Origin of the sequence: Stygiolobus azoricus, assembly GCF_009729035.1 — an archaeon.
Classification (GTDB): Archaea; Thermoproteota; Thermoprotei_A; order Sulfolobales; family Sulfolobaceae; genus Stygiolobus; species Stygiolobus azoricus.
The window spans coordinates 1,521,666-1,540,808 of sequence record NZ_CP045483.1 but is presented as its reverse complement, the minus strand read 5'-3'; the positions used below and the strand labels follow the sequence as shown (position 1 = coordinate 1,540,808).

At 37.7% G+C, this 19,143-nt stretch carries 22 protein-coding genes; 8 read left to right on the top strand and 14 right to left on the bottom strand.

Features of this window, described 5'->3' with window-relative positions:
• The first annotated feature begins 2 nt into the window (after nt 1-2).
• Complete coding sequence (locus tag D1868_RS08475; protein ID WP_156007401.1) at nt 3-986, top strand: histone deacetylase family protein; 984 nt, start codon at nt 3-5, stop codon at nt 984-986.
• Here D1868_RS08475 and D1868_RS08470 read toward each other — a convergent pair.
• The 7 genes from D1868_RS08470 to D1868_RS08440 all read right to left on the bottom strand — a co-directional run bounded on the left by D1868_RS08470 (nt 983) and on the right by D1868_RS08440 (nt 7,277).
• Complete coding sequence (locus tag D1868_RS08470; protein WP_156007399.1) at nt 983-1,807, bottom strand: zinc ribbon domain-containing protein; 825 nt, start codon at nt 1,805-1,807, stop codon at nt 983-985. The two genes, D1868_RS08475 and D1868_RS08470, sit on opposite strands and share 4 nt — an antisense overlap.
• 34 nt (nt 1,808-1,841) lie before the next feature.
• Nucleotides 1,842-2,567 (bottom strand): class II glutamine amidotransferase, encoded by a 726-nt coding sequence (locus D1868_RS08465; protein WP_156007397.1) that lies wholly within the window; start codon nt 2,565-2,567, stop codon nt 1,842-1,844.
• Nucleotides 2,560-3,255: an MBL fold metallo-hydrolase gene (locus tag D1868_RS08460; protein WP_156007395.1), complete on the bottom strand. Its 696-nt coding sequence runs from the start codon at nt 3,253-3,255 to the stop codon at nt 2,560-2,562. Before D1868_RS08460 ends, D1868_RS08465 begins: the two co-directional genes overlap by 8 nt.
• Before the next feature lie 96 nt (nt 3,256-3,351).
• Nucleotides 3,352-4,221, bottom strand: a complete 870-nt coding sequence (locus tag D1868_RS08455) for a ribokinase (RefSeq protein ID WP_156007393.1) — start codon at nt 4,219-4,221, stop codon at nt 3,352-3,354.
• Nucleotides 4,218-5,432: a bifunctional hydroxymethylpyrimidine kinase/phosphomethylpyrimidine kinase gene (gene thiD / locus D1868_RS08450; RefSeq protein ID WP_231112351.1), complete on the bottom strand. Its 1,215-nt coding sequence runs from the start codon at nt 5,430-5,432 to the stop codon at nt 4,218-4,220. The genes D1868_RS08455 and thiD overlap by 4 nt, the downstream gene beginning before the upstream one ends.
• 49 nt (nt 5,433-5,481) lie before the next feature.
• Nucleotides 5,482-6,090, bottom strand: coding sequence for a CRISPR-associated protein Cas4 (cas4, locus tag D1868_RS08445; RefSeq protein ID WP_156007391.1), 609 nt, complete (start codon nt 6,088-6,090; stop codon nt 5,482-5,484).
• A 2-nt stretch (nt 6,091-6,092) separates the two neighbouring features.
• Nucleotides 6,093-7,277 carry a glycosyltransferase family 2 protein gene (locus D1868_RS08440; protein ID WP_156007389.1) on the bottom strand — a complete coding sequence of 395 codons (1,185 nt, stop codon included), beginning with the start codon at nt 7,275-7,277 and terminating at the stop codon, nt 6,093-6,095.
• 126 nt (nt 7,278-7,403) lie between these two features.
• Between D1868_RS08440 and D1868_RS08435 the strand changes: the two genes are divergently transcribed.
• Together D1868_RS08435 and D1868_RS08430 are read left to right on the top strand one after the other, a co-directional pair.
• Entirely contained in the window at nt 7,404-7,661 is a 258-nt protein-coding gene (locus D1868_RS08435) for a hypothetical protein (RefSeq protein WP_156007387.1), read from the top strand.
• A 22-nt stretch (nt 7,662-7,683) separates the two neighbouring features.
• Nucleotides 7,684-8,610: an MBL fold metallo-hydrolase gene (locus D1868_RS08430; RefSeq protein WP_156007385.1), complete on the top strand. Its 927-nt coding sequence runs from the start codon at nt 7,684-7,686 to the stop codon at nt 8,608-8,610.
• On the opposite strand, the gene D1868_RS08425 is transcribed toward D1868_RS08430, so the two are convergent.
• Together D1868_RS08425 and D1868_RS08420 are read right to left on the bottom strand one after the other, a co-directional pair.
• Nucleotides 8,591-9,322, bottom strand: coding sequence for a VIT1/CCC1 transporter family protein (locus D1868_RS08425; protein WP_156007383.1), 732 nt, complete (start codon nt 9,320-9,322; stop codon nt 8,591-8,593). The genes D1868_RS08430 and D1868_RS08425 overlap by 20 nt on opposite strands.
• A gap of 63 nt (nt 9,323-9,385) precedes the next feature.
• Nucleotides 9,386-9,868, bottom strand: a complete 483-nt coding sequence (locus D1868_RS08420; protein ID WP_156007381.1) for an AAA-associated domain-containing protein — start codon at nt 9,866-9,868, stop codon at nt 9,386-9,388.
• Between the two features lie 262 nt (nt 9,869-10,130).
• Here D1868_RS08420 and D1868_RS08415 point away from each other — a divergent pair, with 262 nt between their 5' ends.
• Nucleotides 10,131-12,023 (top strand): 4Fe-4S dicluster domain-containing protein, encoded by a 1,893-nt coding sequence (locus tag D1868_RS08415; protein ID WP_156007379.1) that lies wholly within the window; start codon nt 10,131-10,133, stop codon nt 12,021-12,023.
• Here the strand turns inward: D1868_RS08415 and D1868_RS08410 are convergent.
• Together D1868_RS08410 and D1868_RS08405 are read right to left on the bottom strand one after the other, a co-directional pair.
• The gene (locus D1868_RS08410; RefSeq protein ID WP_156007377.1) at nt 12,000-12,536 is read right to left on the bottom strand and encodes a MogA/MoaB family molybdenum cofactor biosynthesis protein; all 537 of its coding nucleotides are present in this window, start codon (nt 12,534-12,536) and stop codon (nt 12,000-12,002) included. The two genes, D1868_RS08415 and D1868_RS08410, sit on opposite strands and share 24 nt — an antisense overlap.
• Complete coding sequence (locus tag D1868_RS08405) at nt 12,533-13,327, bottom strand: hypothetical protein (protein ID WP_156007375.1); 795 nt, start codon at nt 13,325-13,327, stop codon at nt 12,533-12,535. The genes D1868_RS08410 and D1868_RS08405 overlap by 4 nt, the downstream gene beginning before the upstream one ends.
• 35 nt (nt 13,328-13,362) lie before the next feature.
• Between D1868_RS08405 and D1868_RS08400 the strand changes: the two genes are divergently transcribed.
• Nucleotides 13,363-14,352 (top strand): FAD-binding oxidoreductase/lyase, encoded by a 990-nt coding sequence (locus D1868_RS08400; RefSeq protein WP_156007373.1) that lies wholly within the window; start codon nt 13,363-13,365, stop codon nt 14,350-14,352.
• On the opposite strand, the gene D1868_RS08395 is transcribed toward D1868_RS08400, so the two are convergent.
• The gene (locus tag D1868_RS08395) at nt 14,349-14,789 is read right to left on the bottom strand and encodes a hypothetical protein (RefSeq protein ID WP_156007371.1); all 441 of its coding nucleotides are present in this window, start codon (nt 14,787-14,789) and stop codon (nt 14,349-14,351) included. The two genes, D1868_RS08400 and D1868_RS08395, sit on opposite strands and share 4 nt — an antisense overlap.
• A gap of 71 nt (nt 14,790-14,860) precedes the next feature.
• Between D1868_RS08395 and D1868_RS08390 the strand changes: the two genes are divergently transcribed.
• Nucleotides 14,861-15,526 (top strand): hypothetical protein, encoded by a 666-nt coding sequence (locus tag D1868_RS08390; RefSeq protein ID WP_231112350.1) that lies wholly within the window; start codon nt 14,861-14,863, stop codon nt 15,524-15,526.
• Here the strand turns inward: D1868_RS08390 and D1868_RS08385 are convergent.
• The gene (locus tag D1868_RS08385) at nt 15,500-16,144 is read right to left on the bottom strand and encodes a phosphatidate cytidylyltransferase (protein WP_156007369.1); all 645 of its coding nucleotides are present in this window, start codon (nt 16,142-16,144) and stop codon (nt 15,500-15,502) included. The genes D1868_RS08390 and D1868_RS08385 overlap by 27 nt on opposite strands.
• 49 nt (nt 16,145-16,193) lie before the next feature.
• Here D1868_RS08385 and D1868_RS08380 point away from each other — a divergent pair, with 49 nt between their 5' ends.
• Both D1868_RS08380 and purT read left to right on the top strand, forming a co-directional pair.
• Complete coding sequence (locus tag D1868_RS08380; RefSeq protein ID WP_156007367.1) at nt 16,194-16,799, top strand: hypothetical protein; 606 nt, start codon at nt 16,194-16,196, stop codon at nt 16,797-16,799.
• Between the two features lie 58 nt (nt 16,800-16,857).
• Entirely contained in the window at nt 16,858-18,054 is a 1,197-nt protein-coding gene (gene purT / locus D1868_RS08375; protein ID WP_156007365.1) for a formate-dependent phosphoribosylglycinamide formyltransferase, read from the top strand.
• Here purT and D1868_RS08370 read toward each other — a convergent pair.
• Entirely contained in the window at nt 18,049-19,092 is a 1,044-nt protein-coding gene (locus D1868_RS08370; RefSeq protein WP_156007363.1) for an acetoin utilization protein AcuC, read from the bottom strand. The genes purT and D1868_RS08370 overlap by 6 nt on opposite strands.
• Between the last annotated feature and the right edge of the window lie 51 nt (nt 19,093-19,143).

Sequence of the window (19,143 nt, the reverse complement as noted above, 5' to 3'; positions counted from 1 at the left end):
AAATGAAAATACCGCTAGTTTATTCCGAGACATATCTTTTTCATCAACCTCCCTCTAGTCACGCTGAGAATCCCGAAAGATTAAAGACTGTGTTGTCAGTCCTGAAAGAGAATCCTATCATCTCTCCAGAGCAAGTAGGTGAGGACGAGCCTAAAGTTGTTCATGACGAGAACTACGTAAATCTAGTAAAATTATCTTCTAAGAGAGGGGAATGGTTAGACGCCGATACATATACTAACGAACACACGTGGAATTCTGCATTGTTAGCCTTAGGAGGAGCGTTAACAGCATATAAAAATAAGGGTTTTGCTTTAGTTCGCCCTCCGGGTCATCACGCAGGTAAGTCAGGTAGAGCTTTTGGTGCACCTACCTTAGGTTTTTGTATCTTTAACAATGTGGCTTACCCCATCTTGAAATTTAAGTTGAAAAGGGTAGCCATCATAGACTTTGACGTTCATTATGGCAACGGTACACAGGAAATCTTCTGGGATAATCCAGATGTTGTGCACATAGATATTCATCAAGATCCTCATACACTTTACCCGGGAACTGGTTTTCCTGATATGATAGGTGGGGGAGAAGCTAAAGGTACTAAGGTTAATCTACTTTTGCCACCACTGGCCGGAGACGACTTATATGAGGAGTTGTTCCCTATAATCCAATCGATATTAGACGACTTTAAACCGACACTCATAGTATTTTCAGCCGGTTTTGACGCCTTCGAAGATGACGGATTAGCTAGTATCAGGGCTACCGAAAGGACTTATAATGCGCTAGGTTTGTTAGGATATGGAAACAAGTTTTACGCCGTATTAGAGGGTGGGTATAGCGTTGGTTTAAAGAGGGGCGTAAAGGCTTTCGTAGAGGGATTAGAGGGTGAGAAAAAGGACTATGCGGGTACTAAAAGTGCTGAGAGAACGAGAAGTAAATTTGTGGAATTCTTCTCTACAGAAAAAAGGATCTTAAGGGAGTACTGGAAGATCTAGCATTGGTAGTAGCACTGAAGAGCTAGATTATAGGCTGCGTTATAATCTCTTTCGGACTTAAATCCGCAGGAAGGACATACGAATAAAGGTCCCATTATTTCTCCTTTCTTATATCCGCACTTAGAGCAGATCTTGCTTGTGTTAAACGGAGATAACCTCCTATACCTAATTCCAGCATTGTACAGTTTTTCTTCCAACATCTCCTCAACTACCCTTAGGGCTTGGCCTGCCTTACCTTCAAATAGTTTTAAGTCTTCTAATGCCACGACTTTCGGCTCAAGTTCATCTATAAACTTTACTACCTCATCTACGATTCCTTTTATTTTTGATCTCATGTTTTTAAGTTCTGGTAAACCTTGTGGATCTCCTAAAATTTTAATCATTTCGTTTATTATAACTTCATTACCCCAGTACCTTACTTTCCAAGCTGTCGTCCCCCTGATTGCCACGATAGTAAATAAATGTCTTACACCGATATCCACACCCACGACTGTCTTTGGCTTTTCATAAGCAAGGTATACTTTGATTCCGTCTGTGAAATCCACTATAGCGTAGAGGGGTATTCCTTCTCTATCGGACTTAACTAGAGCGTTCACTTCAGCTATCTTGATTAAATTTCCGTTATTTATCACCTTTAGCGGTCCATATCTTATTTCGTTAGACTGTAGAGCTTGATAGTACAGCTCTTTAGGTATATCCCTAGGAGGTGGTCCGTCTTTCACTATTTTAGCATAAGCTCTGGCGAATTGGATTGAGCTATATATTGTTTTTAGCTTACCATAGTCTAAAATTTTAGCTTCAACTATCTCCTCTTTTGGCATAAAATAAATTTCTCATCTAGTTTATTTAAATTCTTTAATCATTTAACAATCTGATTACACTTCCCAATTCAACACTTTCGATGTCTCTATTGAGATAATATCCTACCGTAGAAGAGAAGACGTAATTTCCGTACTTGTACACTTTATAATATTCTTCCATCTCTTTAATCCTCTCCTTATTATAATAGTGAGCGAAGTAGACTACCGGTCCCTCTATCTCGTTAAAAGTAAGGAGAGCCGAATTTAAGCTTGAAGAGAACTTACTTAAATTATCTATTACTTGTTTGTAAGCTCTTTCTATCCCTTGTTGAGAGCTCTCTAAGGCCTTTACTAACTCCAGAAAGAATAGATAGCTATCCGTACTAGGGTAATCTGGCTGGCTGAAAGCCTTCCTGTTTATTGAACCGTTATGAGCGAAGTAAAGGTCATGGGTCTTAGTTTTCATGTGGTAGGGGTGATTATGCCTTAACCCTATAAGGAATTCTTTCCCAGCCTTTCTAGCGTGGATTATACCGGTAACCCTATCACCTTTTAGTAAGTTCACCACGTTGTAAAAGAACTCATCCTCGTATATTGGTTCCGGAGATTTATAATAGACTAACTTGTGTTTACCGTTTATTTCGATTATCGCCGATATTCCCCAACCGTGAGAATGTGAGATATATTTATAATAAATGTCATTTTTAGCAGCATTTACGAAGGCCTTAATCACTTCTAACTCGACTTTCTCTTTTACGTCGAATGCCAGTAATCTACACATCCATTATAAAACCATCAAAAGCTATATTATATCCTTTAGCAAAATTTTTGATTTCATCTTCTATTTGAGCGGGGATGTGAGTAAGAATTAGTTTCTTTCTCGGAAAAAGCTCCATGAGTTGTTTAAGAGACGTATGTCCCCATTTCGAACAGTCATCTATACAACTGCTTTCGTGGATTACTAAGTCTACTTTTTCGGACTCTTTAAGAATGTCTTCACAAGGTTCAGCTGTGTCTCCAGTGTAAAGTATTTTCTTCTTACCATCAGAAATTACATACGCTACATCATATATGCTATGACATCCCTTTACAGAGTAAATTTGTAGTTCACCAATTTCTGCCGAAGGTAGATCAGATTCTATTACTTCAGCGTATATGTTATTTCCACTTTTTATATACGTGTTAAGGACTTCCGTAAGACCCTTAGGGGAATATATTCTCAAAGTCTGTAATCCCTTCAGTTTTCTCTGTACTAAATGGTCGAAAATTCCGTTAAAGTGATCGATGTGTAAATGTGTAATGAATAATGCCGAAAAGTCCAGTAATCCTATATCTTCTAACTTAAAATTGGCCCCAGTACCCATATCTAAGACTACGGAAGTTTTTTCTCCCTTTACGTAAATACCCGCTTTCATTCTTCTACTCCCGAAGGTGGCTCCAGCACCAGTCCCTAAGAATATGATCTTCATTTCACATCATCTCGTTCTTCAATACTTACCAAATCATCACAACATAAACCTATACACTTATGCCCTTCTTCTTCTTTTTCTTCATTTTTCTTGATTCTAAGCTTCTTCCTCAATTAAACTTTTCACCTCCTCTAACCTAGGACCTAAAGCTCCAATCTTAGTGGTCGAATACGCTGCAATTATGTTAGCTATTCTTACTGCCCTCTCAATTTCATAACCTTTTTCTAAATACACAGCCAACGTAGCGTTAAATACATCACCAGCACCAGTTGTGTCAATAGCGTTAACCTTCATTGTTTCCACTCTTATTCTCTTATTCCTCATCCCTATTAGTGCACCTTTTTCTCCTAATGTTATTATTACAGCCTTTTTCACTTTTTTTAACAACACTTCGATACCGTAATCTAGATCGTCAGCACCACTCAACTCTTTAAATTCTACTTCATTGGGAGTGAGGATGTCTACATAGTCCAAGATTGAAATATCGTTAAGAGTTGCAGGAGCTGGATTTAAAATTCTCAATCCGTTAAACTCTCTCAAAGCCTTTTTTACAGTGTCTTCCCTTATTTCTAACTGCGTCAGCATCACTTCACCTTTTAATTCACTGTTTAAGTCTTCAGGTAAAAGAAAAATATTCGCTCCTCTGTTTACCACTATCATATTCTGACCGTTCTCGTTTACAATAATATATGCCGAGCCGGTAGGTGCATTCTTTATTTTAACATATCCCACGTCTATCTTCTCGTCTTCCCAAAAGCTTATTGCCCTTCTACCGTACTCATCGTTACCTACAGCCGCAATTAATCTAACTTTAGCTCCTAATCTTGATGCTGAGACAGCTTGGTTAGATCCCTTACCGCCGTGGCTTATATAAATATCTTTTGCGAAGACAGTCTCTCCTTCTTCAGGGAATTTATCTACCTTTAAGATGAAGTCCACGTTATAACTTCCAACGACAGTTATCATTTTACCAAATCCCTTAATTTGCCTATTAATTCCTCGCAATTATAAGCTGTCAGATAAGCTCTTCCGCCTTCAATTATAACATCCCCGATCTTACCACTGGTAGTAGGTATTATTTTTCCTTCTTCAGCTTTTTTCAATAGACGATCTGTAACCGTTAAGGATAATACTATCTTTTTGTTATATTTTCTAGCTACTTCAGTAACTTTATTGTTTATATTGACTAATATTGGTCCGTCAAGTTTTAGCTTGTCAAGGTATCTAATTATCCCTCCAGCAAGGCTCGCAACATCTCCATAACTTGTTGCTACTGCAAGATTCGACTTATCCTCCTCATCTAACAAGGTAGTGAGTAACTCTGGTTCCTTTTCAATCCTCCATAATATTTTCTCGATAGTACTTCTTGCTTGTTCTCTCTCTACTATCCTTTCTACAGGGGCGAAGGGATCTACGGGACCGTGCCCTTTTCCGAGGGATAGAGAGAACTTTATGCTTTCATTAACATAATTTTTAGCTAGCCTCAAGGCATTCTCTAAGGTCTCTCCTTTTGCCAGATAGGCTGTAATTGCGGCTGAGAACACGTCTCCACTTCCATGTGTGTTAGTAGTATTTATCTCATCCCCTCTTAGAGTTATTACGTTTCCGTTAATTATTGCGACATCAACTCCCCCTAAAGTAGACCCTCCTTTGACAACAACGTTCACGCCGTGCTCCTCATAGATTGTTTTCGCAGCTTTCATCAAATCTTCTATACTATTTATCTTCTGGGACGTGAGCTTCTCAGCTTCAAACTTGTTAGGTGTCGTAATGAGGGAATGTTTCATAAGGCTTTTCAAAGCCTCAACGGTGTCCTCAGTCACAAGTTGATCTCCGCTCTTGGCTACCATCACTGGGTCTAAAACTAGTTTTATTGAATACTCCAAGACTTTTTTCTCCACTAGTTTGACTATAGCCGAGTTGGCTAACATGCCCGTCTTGGCAAATTGAGGTGAGAGATCTTTCATTACTACGTCGAACTGTGCTTCTATGAAATCTAGAGGTACTTCTAAGACTTTATAAACTCCTTGAGTGTTTTGAGCTGTCAGTCCAGTAACAATTGTAGTTCCGAAAACTCCTAAAGAAGTGAAGGTTTTTAGATCCGCTTGTAATCCAGCCCCTCCACCAGAATCGCTTCCAGCTATAGTCATTACGGTAGGTCTTTTTCTGGTTTCCATATTATGTAAAGACTCTGGCAATCAAAATATAAAATAATAACAGACGTTTTTACTTGTTTTTCCTAGACTCTGGGCATATTACGTTAAAGATGCAATAACCGCATTCCCAGTTATATCGTGGGGTTTTCAGCAACTTGATTGTCTCCTCTACAAGTCTCATTACTTCGTCATCTTCAGCCTTATTACGGATAGTATATTCCGTTACTCTATCCGGAGTAATGTAGACTAAAATCCCTTCATTAGCGTCGAAAAGCCACAAGTATAGCCTCAACTGCTGTTTATGATGTTCTAACGGTAAGCCTTTATCAGCTCTAGCTGTTTTAATCTCTATAACTATTCTCTTTTCTCCCTCAATGATCGCGTCTGCTCTACCTTTTATTTTGTACACGTCTTGAGCTACTGTAACTTGCTTCTCACTTTCTACTTCCAACTTTGCATTAAATTTCTCAGCTAGGAATTTCTCCAGCCCTTCGTGGACTAAATCCCCGAGAATTGTAGACGGTTTAATAGACTCTGCTATGAAAAGTTCCTTATATTTTTCTTCATATTTTATCTTAAGAGCACATCTAACTAGATCTGTGACGTATAATACTTTATCCTCACGCTTATGTGATAATGTGTCATTGATTTTTGAATTAACTAACTCATCTATTATCATCTCTAGACCTCCGATGTTATTTTTCCACTCCTCTCCGTCTTTATCCAGACCTTAGGTGCTCTGACGATTTCCATAAACAGTGCTGTTAAATTTAAGAGAACAACGAAATTCATGTAAATGAGTGATAATATTGAGTAATAGAACTCAATAAGATGTTTTCTTGAAATAGTGACCGTTGCTATGAATGAGATAAACGAGGCTGCTGAAACGAAGGATGCAGCTATAACAAACAGAGATGTGGAGTAGATTAACACTAATGAATAATTAACTAAATTCAATACCATGAATAAAGGCGTACCTATAAGTAAGAATCCGTCTATTATTCTAGGGTCTAGTTTTTTGCCTTGGGGTAATCTTATCGTTACTTCGAAATGTCCCCTATACCATCTTAACCTTTGTTTGACCAACCATCTGAGGCTGGATGGTACTTCTCGCCAAGCTATTATCATAGGGTCATATTTTATTTGGAAACCTTGAGAGATTAAGGATATACTTAAGTCGAGGTCCTCGGTTAAGGTGAACTCATTCCATCCTCCTATTTTCTCCAGCGTTTCTTTCCTTATGAAAGTACAAGTCCCTTCAAGAGGCACAAATAGGCCCAAGCGTGCCCTACCGGCAATAGAGTATTCGTGGAAGAGTTCTTCAATGCTCGCAAACCTTGTCACAATATTTTCCGTTACGTTAATCGGTATTAGTTTCCCTTGTACAGCAACTACCTCGTTATTATCAAACCAAGAAGATGCTTGGTTTAAGACATCTAATTTCGGAACTGTGTCTGCATCAAAAATTCCTATAATTTCATTATTGGCTATTTTTAATGCATAATTCAAAGCTCTACTTTTCCCGTTAGGTACTTTAGGCTGATCTAACTTAAGACATTTTATGAAATCTCTAGTGTAAGTTTCTTCGTATTGTTTACATACTTCATATGTTTTGTCAGTAGAACCGTCCTCAACTACTATTATTTCGTATTTGGACTTGTCATACTCTTGGTTTATCAATCTATCTAGAAGTCGCGGTAAGACTTTTTCCTCGTTTTTAGCGGGTATAATTATAGAAAATGTCTTGCCAGAATAGTTCGTGAGTTTCGTAGGAGACCATGTGAAACCATACATAGCTAAAAGTGAATTATAAACACTCCAGCCTGAGACTAAGATACTGAATATGGCAATGATATCATCTAGCATTAATTAAACACTGTCTTATCTTGTTTAAAATTCTTTTGTAAGGTAATACACATGGGTCTTATTACGTTAAAATACCTTGATACGATGCGTTCTCCTTTAAATCGTTTCCCCACAAAGATCATAAGTATGAAAAACACGTTTAAAGAGATATTAGGAGATTATGAAGTAAAGGGAGGAACAGTCCAAGCTGTAGGGAAATTTATCGCCTTCGGGCTTGATGATCCTTTTCACATAACTACCATCTCTGGATTTACAATTTACGGAATAGGTAAGTTAATGGAAAGACGTACGAACTACGGGCTCAGAATGGCGTACAGAGATATACAAGAGATGAAAAGATCTTTAAGGGAAACAATATTGGACATAAACACAATGAGATTTTAACCCTTGAGAGAAGAGTAAAGTTATGGAAGTTAAACCGCTAGCCTTTGAAAGCTTAGGGGTGAGATCTCAGGCTACACTTATAGAGACTAAAGACGTAAGAATTCTGGTAGATCCTGCTGTTTCACTAGCTCCGAGGAGGTATAATTTACCCCCTCATCAATTAGAAGTTGACAGACTAAGCGAGCTAGCTAGAAAAATCTTTGAGGTTTCTAAAGATGTTGATATAATCATTGTTACACATTATCATTATGACCATCATGATCCAGGTTACGTAATTCCTATTGATATTTACGACAAAAAAGTACTATTTATCAAAGACCCTCAGAATAACATAAACCCTAGCCAAAAGTTCAAAAGAGCTCCTAGATTTCTAAAATCTGTTAAAGATAGACCTAAAGTAATTGAGAGTGCGGATGGGAAAGAAGTAAGGTTGGGCTCTACGATGATAAAGTTTTCTCCTGCGGTTCCTCATGGTGCTGATGAAAGACTTGGCTATGTGGTTCAGGTTGCAATTAATGATAAGGACGGAACAGTTCTCTTCACCTCTGACATTGAGGGTGCACCAAAGGAAGGACATGTGAGATTTATCAATGAGGTTAAGCCTAACTTTCTAATTATAGATGGACCATTAAGCTATTTATTAGGTAGAGCATTATCACAAGAAGAATTAGACATTGAGATAAAGAATCTAGAAAATATAGTTAAAAACGGTCTTCAATATGCTATTATCGATCACCATGTTTTGCGTGATCTTAACTACGAAAACATACTTAAACCTGTGAAGGAAGTAGCTAAGTCAGTAGGATGTAGGGTAATCACTGCTGCAGAGTACTTGTCAATGGAGCCTATGATCTTGGAGGCTAGGAGAAAAGAGCTTTTCCAAAAAGATAATAGACCGGCCAAAATACCTAGAAATCTAGCAAAACTTCTTACAGCGGGAGATTCGTGAGAGGTAAGAAGTGAGCTAGTATTAATCCTCCCACGTAGCTTCCCGCCATAGCTAACATACCCGTTGTTATCTGCTCGAAAGCTCCCCTATGTTTACTTAGTCCAGTATATTTTGAAGACATAGAACCGAAAATGCCCAAGGTTATTGTTATTAACACTACTGAACTGACTACGTCATAGATGAAGGGAATCTTGAAGAATAGTGACAGAATAAAAGGGAATAGTGGGATTATTGAGCCTATTATCAAATATAGAGACATTAATAGTCCTAATTTCACTGGACTCTCGTATTCTTCTGGGAACAGTTTAAGCTCATGGATTAACATTTCGTGTAGTACTATGTTCTTGTTTTTCATTAGTCTAGTTGAGATTTCTTCAGCTTCATCTTCTGGCAGACCTTTTTGGATATAAAATTGCTTCAATTCCTCCTTCTCTTTTTCAGGATAGTGTTCAATTTCAAATCTCTCTTTTTTGATTTCATTTTCTATGACTTGCATCCTGACTCTCGTAGAGATGTATTCTCCTATACCCATGGAAAAAGCTTGTCCTATAGATGCAATTAACCCCGTAATAAGGACTAGTAACGGGTCTTGAGAATAACCTGCAGCGCCTATAGCAATTGAACCAACACCTATAAGTCCATCTTGGATTCCGAAAACTCTAGTCCTAAAAGTGTCTGCCTCGTTAGTATAGTGTATTACCGGCTCTTCCATGTTTAGTGTGTTTGTTAAAAAATCTTTAAACCCTTCTTGGATTACGAAAAATCGTAATGTAATTTATACTTTAACTATGTAGCGATCTCCTTCTCTAGCTAGAAATCCTGAGTATATACCCCACTCAACTAAAATGATCTCTAAATCGTTGTAGCCCGTAGGGCTGCTATAAATTGTGATCCCTTTTTCCTCAAGTTTTTCTAGCAACTCTTTTACGGTGAAAGATTTAAGTTCCTTAGCCGTTGAAAAAGGCTCGAGCCTATCTATTGAATCTCTCAGCAACTCTTTTCTCTTTTTGAGATTTGCCTTAAGAAAATCCAGCCCTTTATCTGTAATTATTACATCACCTTCAGCTAAATTTATAAAGCCCATCGTATTTGCTGCATAAAGGATCGGCATTAGTTCGTCCATATCTACTTCTAACTCTTTCTCAAGTATGTATATATCCACTTTATCATTAAAGGTATTATGTAAAGTAGTAAGCAAACCTAACAAATCTGCAACTCTAGCATCAGGGTGAATAACCTTATATGTACTTGTAGCCATATACCCTTTAGAATAGGTATTGGTAAGTTAATAAAAACTTTATTTACATTAACATTCAACAACATGTTTGCTCCAAAGTATTAAAAATATCTTTCATTGTTGTTACGTTCGTTAACGATTTTAAGCTAGAATTGTAATCATCATCTAGATTTTTATTAGTAAATTAAAGTTCTCGTTGTATACTTAATATCAGAATAAATATGATTTAACATATTCAATTCTAAAAAGAAAAAATTTATACATCCATGACATATATACGTTGATGGATGAGCCTTTACTATATTCACAGTTATCATTAACAAGAAGAAGTTCATCTTTACCAAAGATTATAAGAGTTGATTCTTATTCTGATTTATCTAAATTAAGGGGTGTCCCTAGATACGAGTTTTCTAGAGGTATAGAGGGTAATGAAATATTAGATATGACTGAGTTGAAGGGTGTTGAGGATTTAGGTGATAGGCTAAAAGTATTAGCTGGTACTCCTTGGAGGGATGTAATTAAATATAGCCCTGAATTATTCGGTAATCTTGATTTCTCAGTAGGTGGTAGTGTATTCTTTGGTGATGCGGGGTTCGGATTTAATGAATTCGGACTGATTAAAGATCGTGTAGAGGTAGAAGGGTATCTTAACGGAATTAAATACACAGGGAAATATAATGGAGGTATAATATACGCTGTATACATTAAGAAAGAGCAACGACAATTAGTTTACAAAGGTTATACTACAGATGACATAGACGCAATATTGTACAAATTAAAGAATTGGTTTTCCTACGGTTTTCCGGCGTTTAGAGATATCGCAATTAACATTCAAGGGGGAGTAGCTAAGTTAATCGTCGCTTATCCGTCCACTAGAGAGCAACTTTTGCTAAAGTATATCTCTGATTTACAGAAAGTAGATCCGATGTATGAAGATTTATCTCCGAGACACAAGTATAGATATTACGGTACTACTGACCTTGACGGTATTTTTCAGATGAAGGAAAACTTGAAATTAAGCGAAAGAACAATACTTCGGTTCAGGGGAACAAAAGTCTATTTTGCCATTTACTCCAATACTCCATTAAAATTCATTGACACAATCCAATTAACATCTTATTCTGACTCAGATGCGCAGAACAATTTAAACGGGTGTGTACTTTGCGGCAGATGTGTTGATGTATGTCCTTACGGGGAAATGATGAGCTCCCCACTTTATACTCCATTAGGGTTTTACGTGCTACAACCATTAGGATTTGCGGAAGGTTTAATAAACTGCCATATGTGTGGAAAGTGTGTAGATGTATGCCCTTCTAAGCTTGATATAATTTCTGACTTAAGGAAGTATGCGAGGTATAATAAAATAGACTCTTCATTACCAGAAGTGAGGGAGCTACCTGCTACTTCAGTAATAGTACTTACTCCTATAAGTAAGGGCTTTGAAGATAGAGCAATCAGGGCTTTGCTTTATCTTCACTCTAAGGGGAAAAAAGTTGGTCTAATAAAACTGGATATTAACGTCTTAGACTTGTTGCTGGATAAGGTTGATTGGGAGAATATATCTAAGAAATTAGAGGGAGTAAACGAAATATTGACTATAACTCCAGAAGAATACCACTATTTACAACCTATAAAGAGGTTTAAAATAATCGATATTATCTTCGTTGAAGAATTGATATTACCGGATACAGATATAGAAGGAAAAGATCTTCATATCCCATGTATGCTTGGAATAAAGACAGAAAAGAAAGAATTAAACAAATGCAGTCTTGCTTTCTTAGAGGAAATATCTGGTAAAACTGTCGAAAGTAAGTTACCAGCAAAATATACGTTATGTCCAATAACTGCTAGGAAACTTAATATAAAGACTCCATTAGATACAGTCTTTCCCGCTCTAAACTTAGAGGCGTTAAAGAATACAATATCAAAACTCCACCAAGGAGCAGAGGGCGGTGATTTGTTAATGGATGACGCAAAGTGGTACGAGGATATAGCTGAGGAGCTTTTCAAAAAAGTTGCTGACAAGATAATTTCAACTCAGCTCAGTCGATTAACCAAAGAAGAGTTACTGGCCCTTTACTTCTTTATGGACAAATTTGCCGAAATAAATGAGAAGGATAAAGAAGTTATTATTAAAGAGGTAAATAAAATTTTAGCCTCTGACCAAATAAAGTAAATGCCCTACTTCTGGCAAAATTAATTCTTTTGTTGCTAACCTAACAGCATCCGGAGACCCTGGCAATAAGTAGATGACTTTTTTTCCAATTATCCCTGCGCTAGCTTTAGTTAAATACGCTGCAGCCCTCACCTTAGGGTCACCATAACTGATATTTCTAAATACGTCAGAGAAACCTTCGATCTCTCTATCAAAAAGAGGTCTTATTGTCTCTACAGTCTGGTCTGAAGGTGCATACCCAGTCCCTCCAGTAGAGATTATTACGTCAACTCTTGGATCGTCTAACGCTTCCGCAAATGCTCTAAGTATCTTAACCTTGTCGTCAGGGACCAAGGAGTAGCCTACAACTGTGTAGCCAGCTTCAATAACTAACTGTTTTATGATATCACCAGACTCATCAACAACGGGTTCTTTTTTAGACAGTTTCTCGTATCTTGATGTGCTTACCGTTATTATGTAAAAGTTTATCTGTTTAGGGGCATGTTCTCTGTGTTTTTCGTGAGCATGAGTCATATAATTCTAACCTCCTTGGCTAAGTCTAAGTCAAGGTCGAGGAATTTATTTCTTTCGAGTAATATTCCGTCTACATATAGTCTTGTACCTTCCTTAATTTCGGTAAATCTAGTCCTAAAAGAGGTCAGAGTTAGACCTTGTGCTGTTTCATAAATGACAGGGAGAGTATAAGATTTTTTTGCCTTAGTGATCGTTACTATTCCCTTGAATTCTTTCTTTCCTATTACCACTCCAAAGTCTATACATTCTACAATCTTGAAAGTGTAAGGTGTGCCATTAAATATTCCCTCAAGTACTCTATCTCTTTTTAGGGTTTCAAAATCCTCTTTACTAAGCACTTCAACTTCCTCTTCATTTGAAGTATTCAGTGGGTTCGTAATACCTTTCCTTCTTAGTTCCATTAGAGTGTAATAATGGGCCGGGTTGAACGAGAGAAAATCGATATCATTATACTTATCAGCATAGAGTAAACTACCAGTTATTCCTACTGTCCCATCGAAATAACTAAGAAATCTTTTAACGATTTCGGGTCTTTCTCTCTTTGGATCGAAAGGATCTAGGATGATACTTTCTTCCAAGGGAATTAGTGGGACTTCGAAACCGATCTCATATAGGTATTTTAAGAGTTGCGGAAATCTTTGCTTAACGAGAAGTAATGCATCGTTTAACCTCTTGATTTTTTTGCCCTTATACACTCGAGGAATAGCTACTGCATAACCATCAGGGTGAAAACAGCCTTTAACAGCCCAAATAACGTTGTTATAAACGAGGAAATATCCCTCAGTAATCATCAGCTTTAAAGGAGTTCGTCCAATCTTTAAATCTTGTGAAAATATTAATTATAGGAAGAGGAATTGCCGGTAGCACATTATATTATCTATTTAGGGAAAAAGGACACCAAGTCCACGTGATAGAATCGGGCTTTAGGAAATTTTACCCTACCCTAATTCATTCTTTATTACTTCGTGGTAAGGACATAGATTTAGCTTTAGATTCACTGGATTTCTATCGATCTCATAACGTACCTTTGTTTTCGTATCCCTCTTATACTATAGGGGAAATACCTTCAGAGGTATTCGACGATTGGTTAACGAGGGGATTCGAAGTTAGAGAACTATACGTGGACTGGTTGAACACTTCAGCCATAGAGGGGAAGAAAACTGACAGGCTTGTAGGTGTCAAAAACTTAGTAGACTCTGTCCCTTATTCTCATGGTAATGTGTATGTGGACGCTAAGGGTAGGATTTTCATTAACAAGGAAAAAGAGGTTAGTGGTAAATATGACATCATAATATTATCTTCTGGAGCGTGGAACTCTGTATCTACAGATTTTAAACTCCCTCTTAAGAGCTACTATTGTTGGGCTTGGGCTGTTCTTACTCCTAAAAGAGAGTTAGATAGAGTATTCGTATACGACTATGAACTCGGGTTTTATTCGAGACCAGTACTTGGAATCGGTTCTTTTCTTTCCATAGTAGGAGATGGGGATATCATTGAGTGTTCTCCTTTCACACCACAAGTTGGTGACAAAAGGGCTGTGGAAAAGGCAAGTAAAAGGCTAGGACCCCTTGTACCGTTTTACAAAGGGGATGGTTACTGTGAGGGGACTCCAGACATGAGACCAGTCTATGGGCAGCTCACTGAGAAGATATATTACATAGGTGGTCTTAATGGGTACGGAGCAGAAGTAGGTCCAGGATTAGCAAAGATCCTCTTCCGTTTCATTATAGAGGGAGAAGAAGACAAGAACTATTCTGCGTCTAGATTTAACGGGATAAAAGAATTTAAGATAAGTAAAGAGCCTCATGAGTTCTAACTTCTAAATATTTCAAGGTGTTTATTTATTAACTCGTCATCAGTTAGTTCTTCTTCGTTTATTTTTAAATGGAGTCTTTGTCTTTCTTCACAGTCTTCACAGTCATACACTATCCACGCATTTAGGAACTGCTCACCGTAATAAAATTCCATAGCCCTCCAACCGTGGTTTTTTAAGAGTTCTTTAACTACTTTTAATCTCGTTGTAGGAAAAGCTACGAACTTCTTCATTTTGATGTAATAGGGCTTCAGCGTCAACAAATAGTACCCGTTTACCAACACAGAAGTAGGAGTGTGAAACTCATCGAGATCACTAACTTTTACTAACTCTATGTTTCCCTTACTATCTAGATAAACTGCTACGTTCCTGTAATCTTCAAACATGTCCCTTAGGTAATGCCAAGGAGGTGCAGGAGAGCCTAATATCCAGCTTAACATAATAACTCTTTATATACCCAGTGTGATAAATTTGATTCTAAATAATGATGATGTGACGGTTTACAGAGCTGATGAAGACCGCTTCCCTGTCTGAGAGAGGGTTTGGTATGAAAATGGATTACGTAAGGGATATTACTTCTGTTCAGAAGAAGATAATTGAAAAGTATGGTAGTCTTTATGGTCTTGACGATATCGTGAGAAAAATTATTGGTCTTCATAGGACTGGAGTATTGAACATTAACCATTCCGTTTTAGAGATCATATTGGCAGCCCACCTCTTAAATCAAGGGTTTAAAGTCTATGCTGAAGTAGAAGTATCGGGTGGTATAGTAGATATATATGCAATAAAGGGAATAGATATTTCAATTGAGGTCGAAACAGGTTACGTACCTCCTACCAACGCTATTTCAGCTGAGGAATTCCTTATGGGTAGATTAGCATTGAAAACAGCTAGGTATAGCAATGTTGGTCACGAGTTTTATATAGCCGTTCCTTCCTTTTACATTCCCCCAATTCCAGAGCCCCTATTAATCCCTCCAGAAGAAAGGAAGGAAGAAGATATTAGGAAAGTAATGTTCTTAATAAGGAAATACAGTAAATCTCCCGATGTAACTCTTGACGACGTGAAGACGAGCAAGATTAATGGTATAATTACTATAAACACTAAAACATTGGACGTAAAAGTGATTGATATAAAGAATTTCTCCACTTTAAAGCACTTTTATAGCCAGGTATAAGAAGGCAAAGGATATAAAAGGCACTCCTATGTTATCGTCCAAAAAAGGCGCGATCTCAACTAGCGTAGCTATTACTCCAGATATTGCACCGTATATACTGAAAAAGTAATAACCCAGAGGAACACACACGATAGCCATTCCTACACTTCCCCAAAGTCCCTTCACTCTCCTCTTGTACACGTAATTACGAATAATTCCAGTTACACCGTCTCCGAAAGACATGTAATAAATTGGCAACAAGGGAATGAATACGTCTTTAGTTAACCAGTAGCCGTGATCTAGAAATTCCATAATCAAGAGTAATGTTCCGAAGGAGAAAGTATAGTAGACTTCACCTCTATTTCCTTCATCCTGAAACCAGTTAAGGTAGTTTTTCTTCGCTCTGTTAAATATTAAATATGCCATCAGAACATAAGATGCTATAATAGGGACAAGTGGGGAGGTGAAAACAAAAGGTGCAAGTATGGCTACAACACCTCCTCCTAATATGTGCATAACTTTTCTAGCCACATAGGTCGTAGTAATTTTGCTAATGAGTTTTGATATGTAAAGAGTAACGAAGGCCACCCAGATTGTTAATGCAATACCCCATTCAACGTCTCCTATTGTTAATAGCATCAATAATGAAAGCTGTTACATTAAATTATAAGTTCAGCTATTCTTACTCGTGCAAGTCTTTTTGTATAAAAGGGTTGGAGATTACCTATTACCTTCCCAAGAAGGAGATGTCATAGTAACAGTAAGTAACTTTCTCATTAAGGTTTACGATCGTAATAGCGGTTCAGAACTAAAAGATGTGAAGTTCAAGTTATTTGGAAACGAAATACCTCACCTGAATAAATTAAAAGAACTTGAGAAAGCTACTGGAATTATTGTTGACGAAAATTATGCCTTAGCTTTTCCTGATCCCAAAATAAGAATACTAAAACTCAATCAACTTGTAGGTTACGTATTTGAGGAATATGTATATTCCGTCTTATCCTCTTACTTTAACGTCAAGAGGTATAAAAACTCGGGAATTATATCTTTGCCCAAACTGGGTTTAGCATACCATAATACACCGGACATGTTAGTTGAAGACAAAGTAGTGGTAGAAGCAAAGGTAGGGCTTTACGAGTTAGAGCAAATTAGGGACTACGAGAGAAGATATTCTAAAGGTGTTATAGTTTTCCCTTGGGCTGGCACATGCAAGACCTCAAGGTGGGTTTGCTTTTACTACTTTTTAAAGGATTATGAGAGGGTAGTGAGGTATATAAGGAGTTTAATTAGTTAAGTAAATATTAACCTATGTTAATAGGTGAATTTTTAAATTTTGCAAGTAAAGAGAGGGTATGGAAATAGGTACGCCTCTTCTCGAAGGTGCAAAAAAACTCCTCTGGCTTGGCGGAGGAGAACTGGGTAAAGAAATGGTGATAGAAGCCCAGAGGATGGGTTTAGAGACCGTAGTAGTGGACAGATATGATATGGCTCCTGCAATGCATGTAGCTCACAGAAAATATGTAGTGAACATGTTAGATGGTAATGCAATAAAGAGTATAATTAAAAAAGAACATCCAGACGCTATAATTACTGAAATAGAGGCAATTAATACTGACGCATTGCTGGAACTAGAACAAGAGGGCTTTAGAGTAATTCCTAACGCTAGAGCCGTGAAGATCTGTATGAACAGACTAGACCTTAGAATGTTGGCTGCTGAGAAGGTAAAAGTGCCTACTACTGCTTATGCCTTTGCAGAGACGTCAGAGGAGGTTAAAAAAGCTTGTAAGGACATAGGTTATCCATGCATAGTAAAACCTGAGATGAGCTCAAGCGGGCATGGTCATGAGGTAATATATAATGAATCTGAAGTTGAGGAAAAGTTTAAGGAGGCATTAGCTCATGCCAGAGGAAAAAGTAGTAAAGTTATAGTCGAAGAGTTCATAAATATTGACAGAGAGCTTACGGTACTTACATATAGGTACCCATTGATTAACGGTGGAGTTCAGACGAAGAGTTTACCTCCGATAGAACATCAGAGACCTAAAGACGTATATTACTACGTTGAATCATGGCATCCCTCGACTGTTCCAGAGGACGTAGCAGCCAGAGCTAGAGAATATGCAATGAGAGTTGTTGACGAGCTAGGTGGTTTCGGTATATTCGGTGTAGAGATACTTATTAGCGGTAATAGGGTTCTCTTTAGTGAAGTATCTCCAAGACCCCATGATACTGGGCTAGTGACTATGGCAAGCCTGGATATTAACGAGTTTCAGATCCACGTGAGAAGTGCAATAGGACTTCCAACTCCAGAGGTCAAGTTAGTAACACCTGCAGCAGCTCACGTTATTTTGGCTAATAATGAAAAGTGGGCCCCTAAATTCATTAATGTAGAGAAAGCTCTAGAAATTCCTGGTGTTCAAATAAGGCTCTTCGGAAAACCCTCTACTTACTATAAAAGGAGAATGGGTGTTGTCCTAGCTACTGGTAAGGATGTAGAGGAAGCTAAAGAGAAAGTTAGAAAGGCTTCGTCACTTATACTAGTATCATAGCCCATGGATTTTCTTTAATTTTTCTACTATCTCAACTACTCTTTTCTTCACGAATCCAGATGAGGCTAAATAACAACAATCTTCAAGTTCCAAGAAATCCGTGAAGTCTAGATTTGCTAACTCCGCTATAGATAATGCCCAAATTTTTGCAGTTGACTCGTAATTATAACCTCCACCTCCGGTCATAACAATCTTGGCATTAAAGTCGTGAGCAAGTTTGTGAAGAGTTCTGATCACGTCTAAATAACCTTTGTTAGATAGTTTTAACTCAACTAAAGGATCAGTAAAGTGTGAGTCTCCACCGTTCAGGATTACAATTAGTTCTGGTTTAAACTCATTAAGCTTAGGTACCACAACTTGGTTGAATGCGTATAAGTACATATCGTCTGCAGTCCCCGGTGGTAGAGGAATATTCATAGTCAACCCTTTTGCATCTCCTTCTCCTATCTCATCGACGTCTCCAGAACCGGGGAAGAAGCCCTTATGGTACATGTGAAGGGATATTTTAAGGACTTTAGGATCATTTGCAAGGAGTAGCTGTGTCCCATCACCGTGATGACCGTCTATATCTACTAAAGCTATTCTGTTGAATTTGTCCTCGGCTATTTTTATCCCTAAGGCTACATCATTAAATACACAAAAGCCGGAAGCTGAAGTGTATTTCGCGTGGTGGAATCCTCCGCCTATGTTTATCGTGTGATCATAATTATCAAGTAATTTTACGGCGGTCACAGTACCACTAACTCTAACCAAAGCGGATTCAAATATACCTTTAAATGCAGGTGTATCACCATCATCTAAATATCCTCTTCCTTCTTCACTCTTTTTCTTCACAAACTCAACATATTCCTTGGAGTGAACTTTGTACAACATTTCCTCGGGTATAATGTCCGGTTTTACGAGATCTATATAGTGAAATGCACCTCTTTCTTCAAGTATTTTTTTCGTCATTGACTCACGGAGTGATTTGAAAGGATGATCACCAGGGAAAGAATAGTCCAAATAACGATCATCCCATACGAATGCCGTCTTGTGCATTACAATTATCTACGTCGAAAAACTATATAAGTGTAAAACTGGATTTTTTCC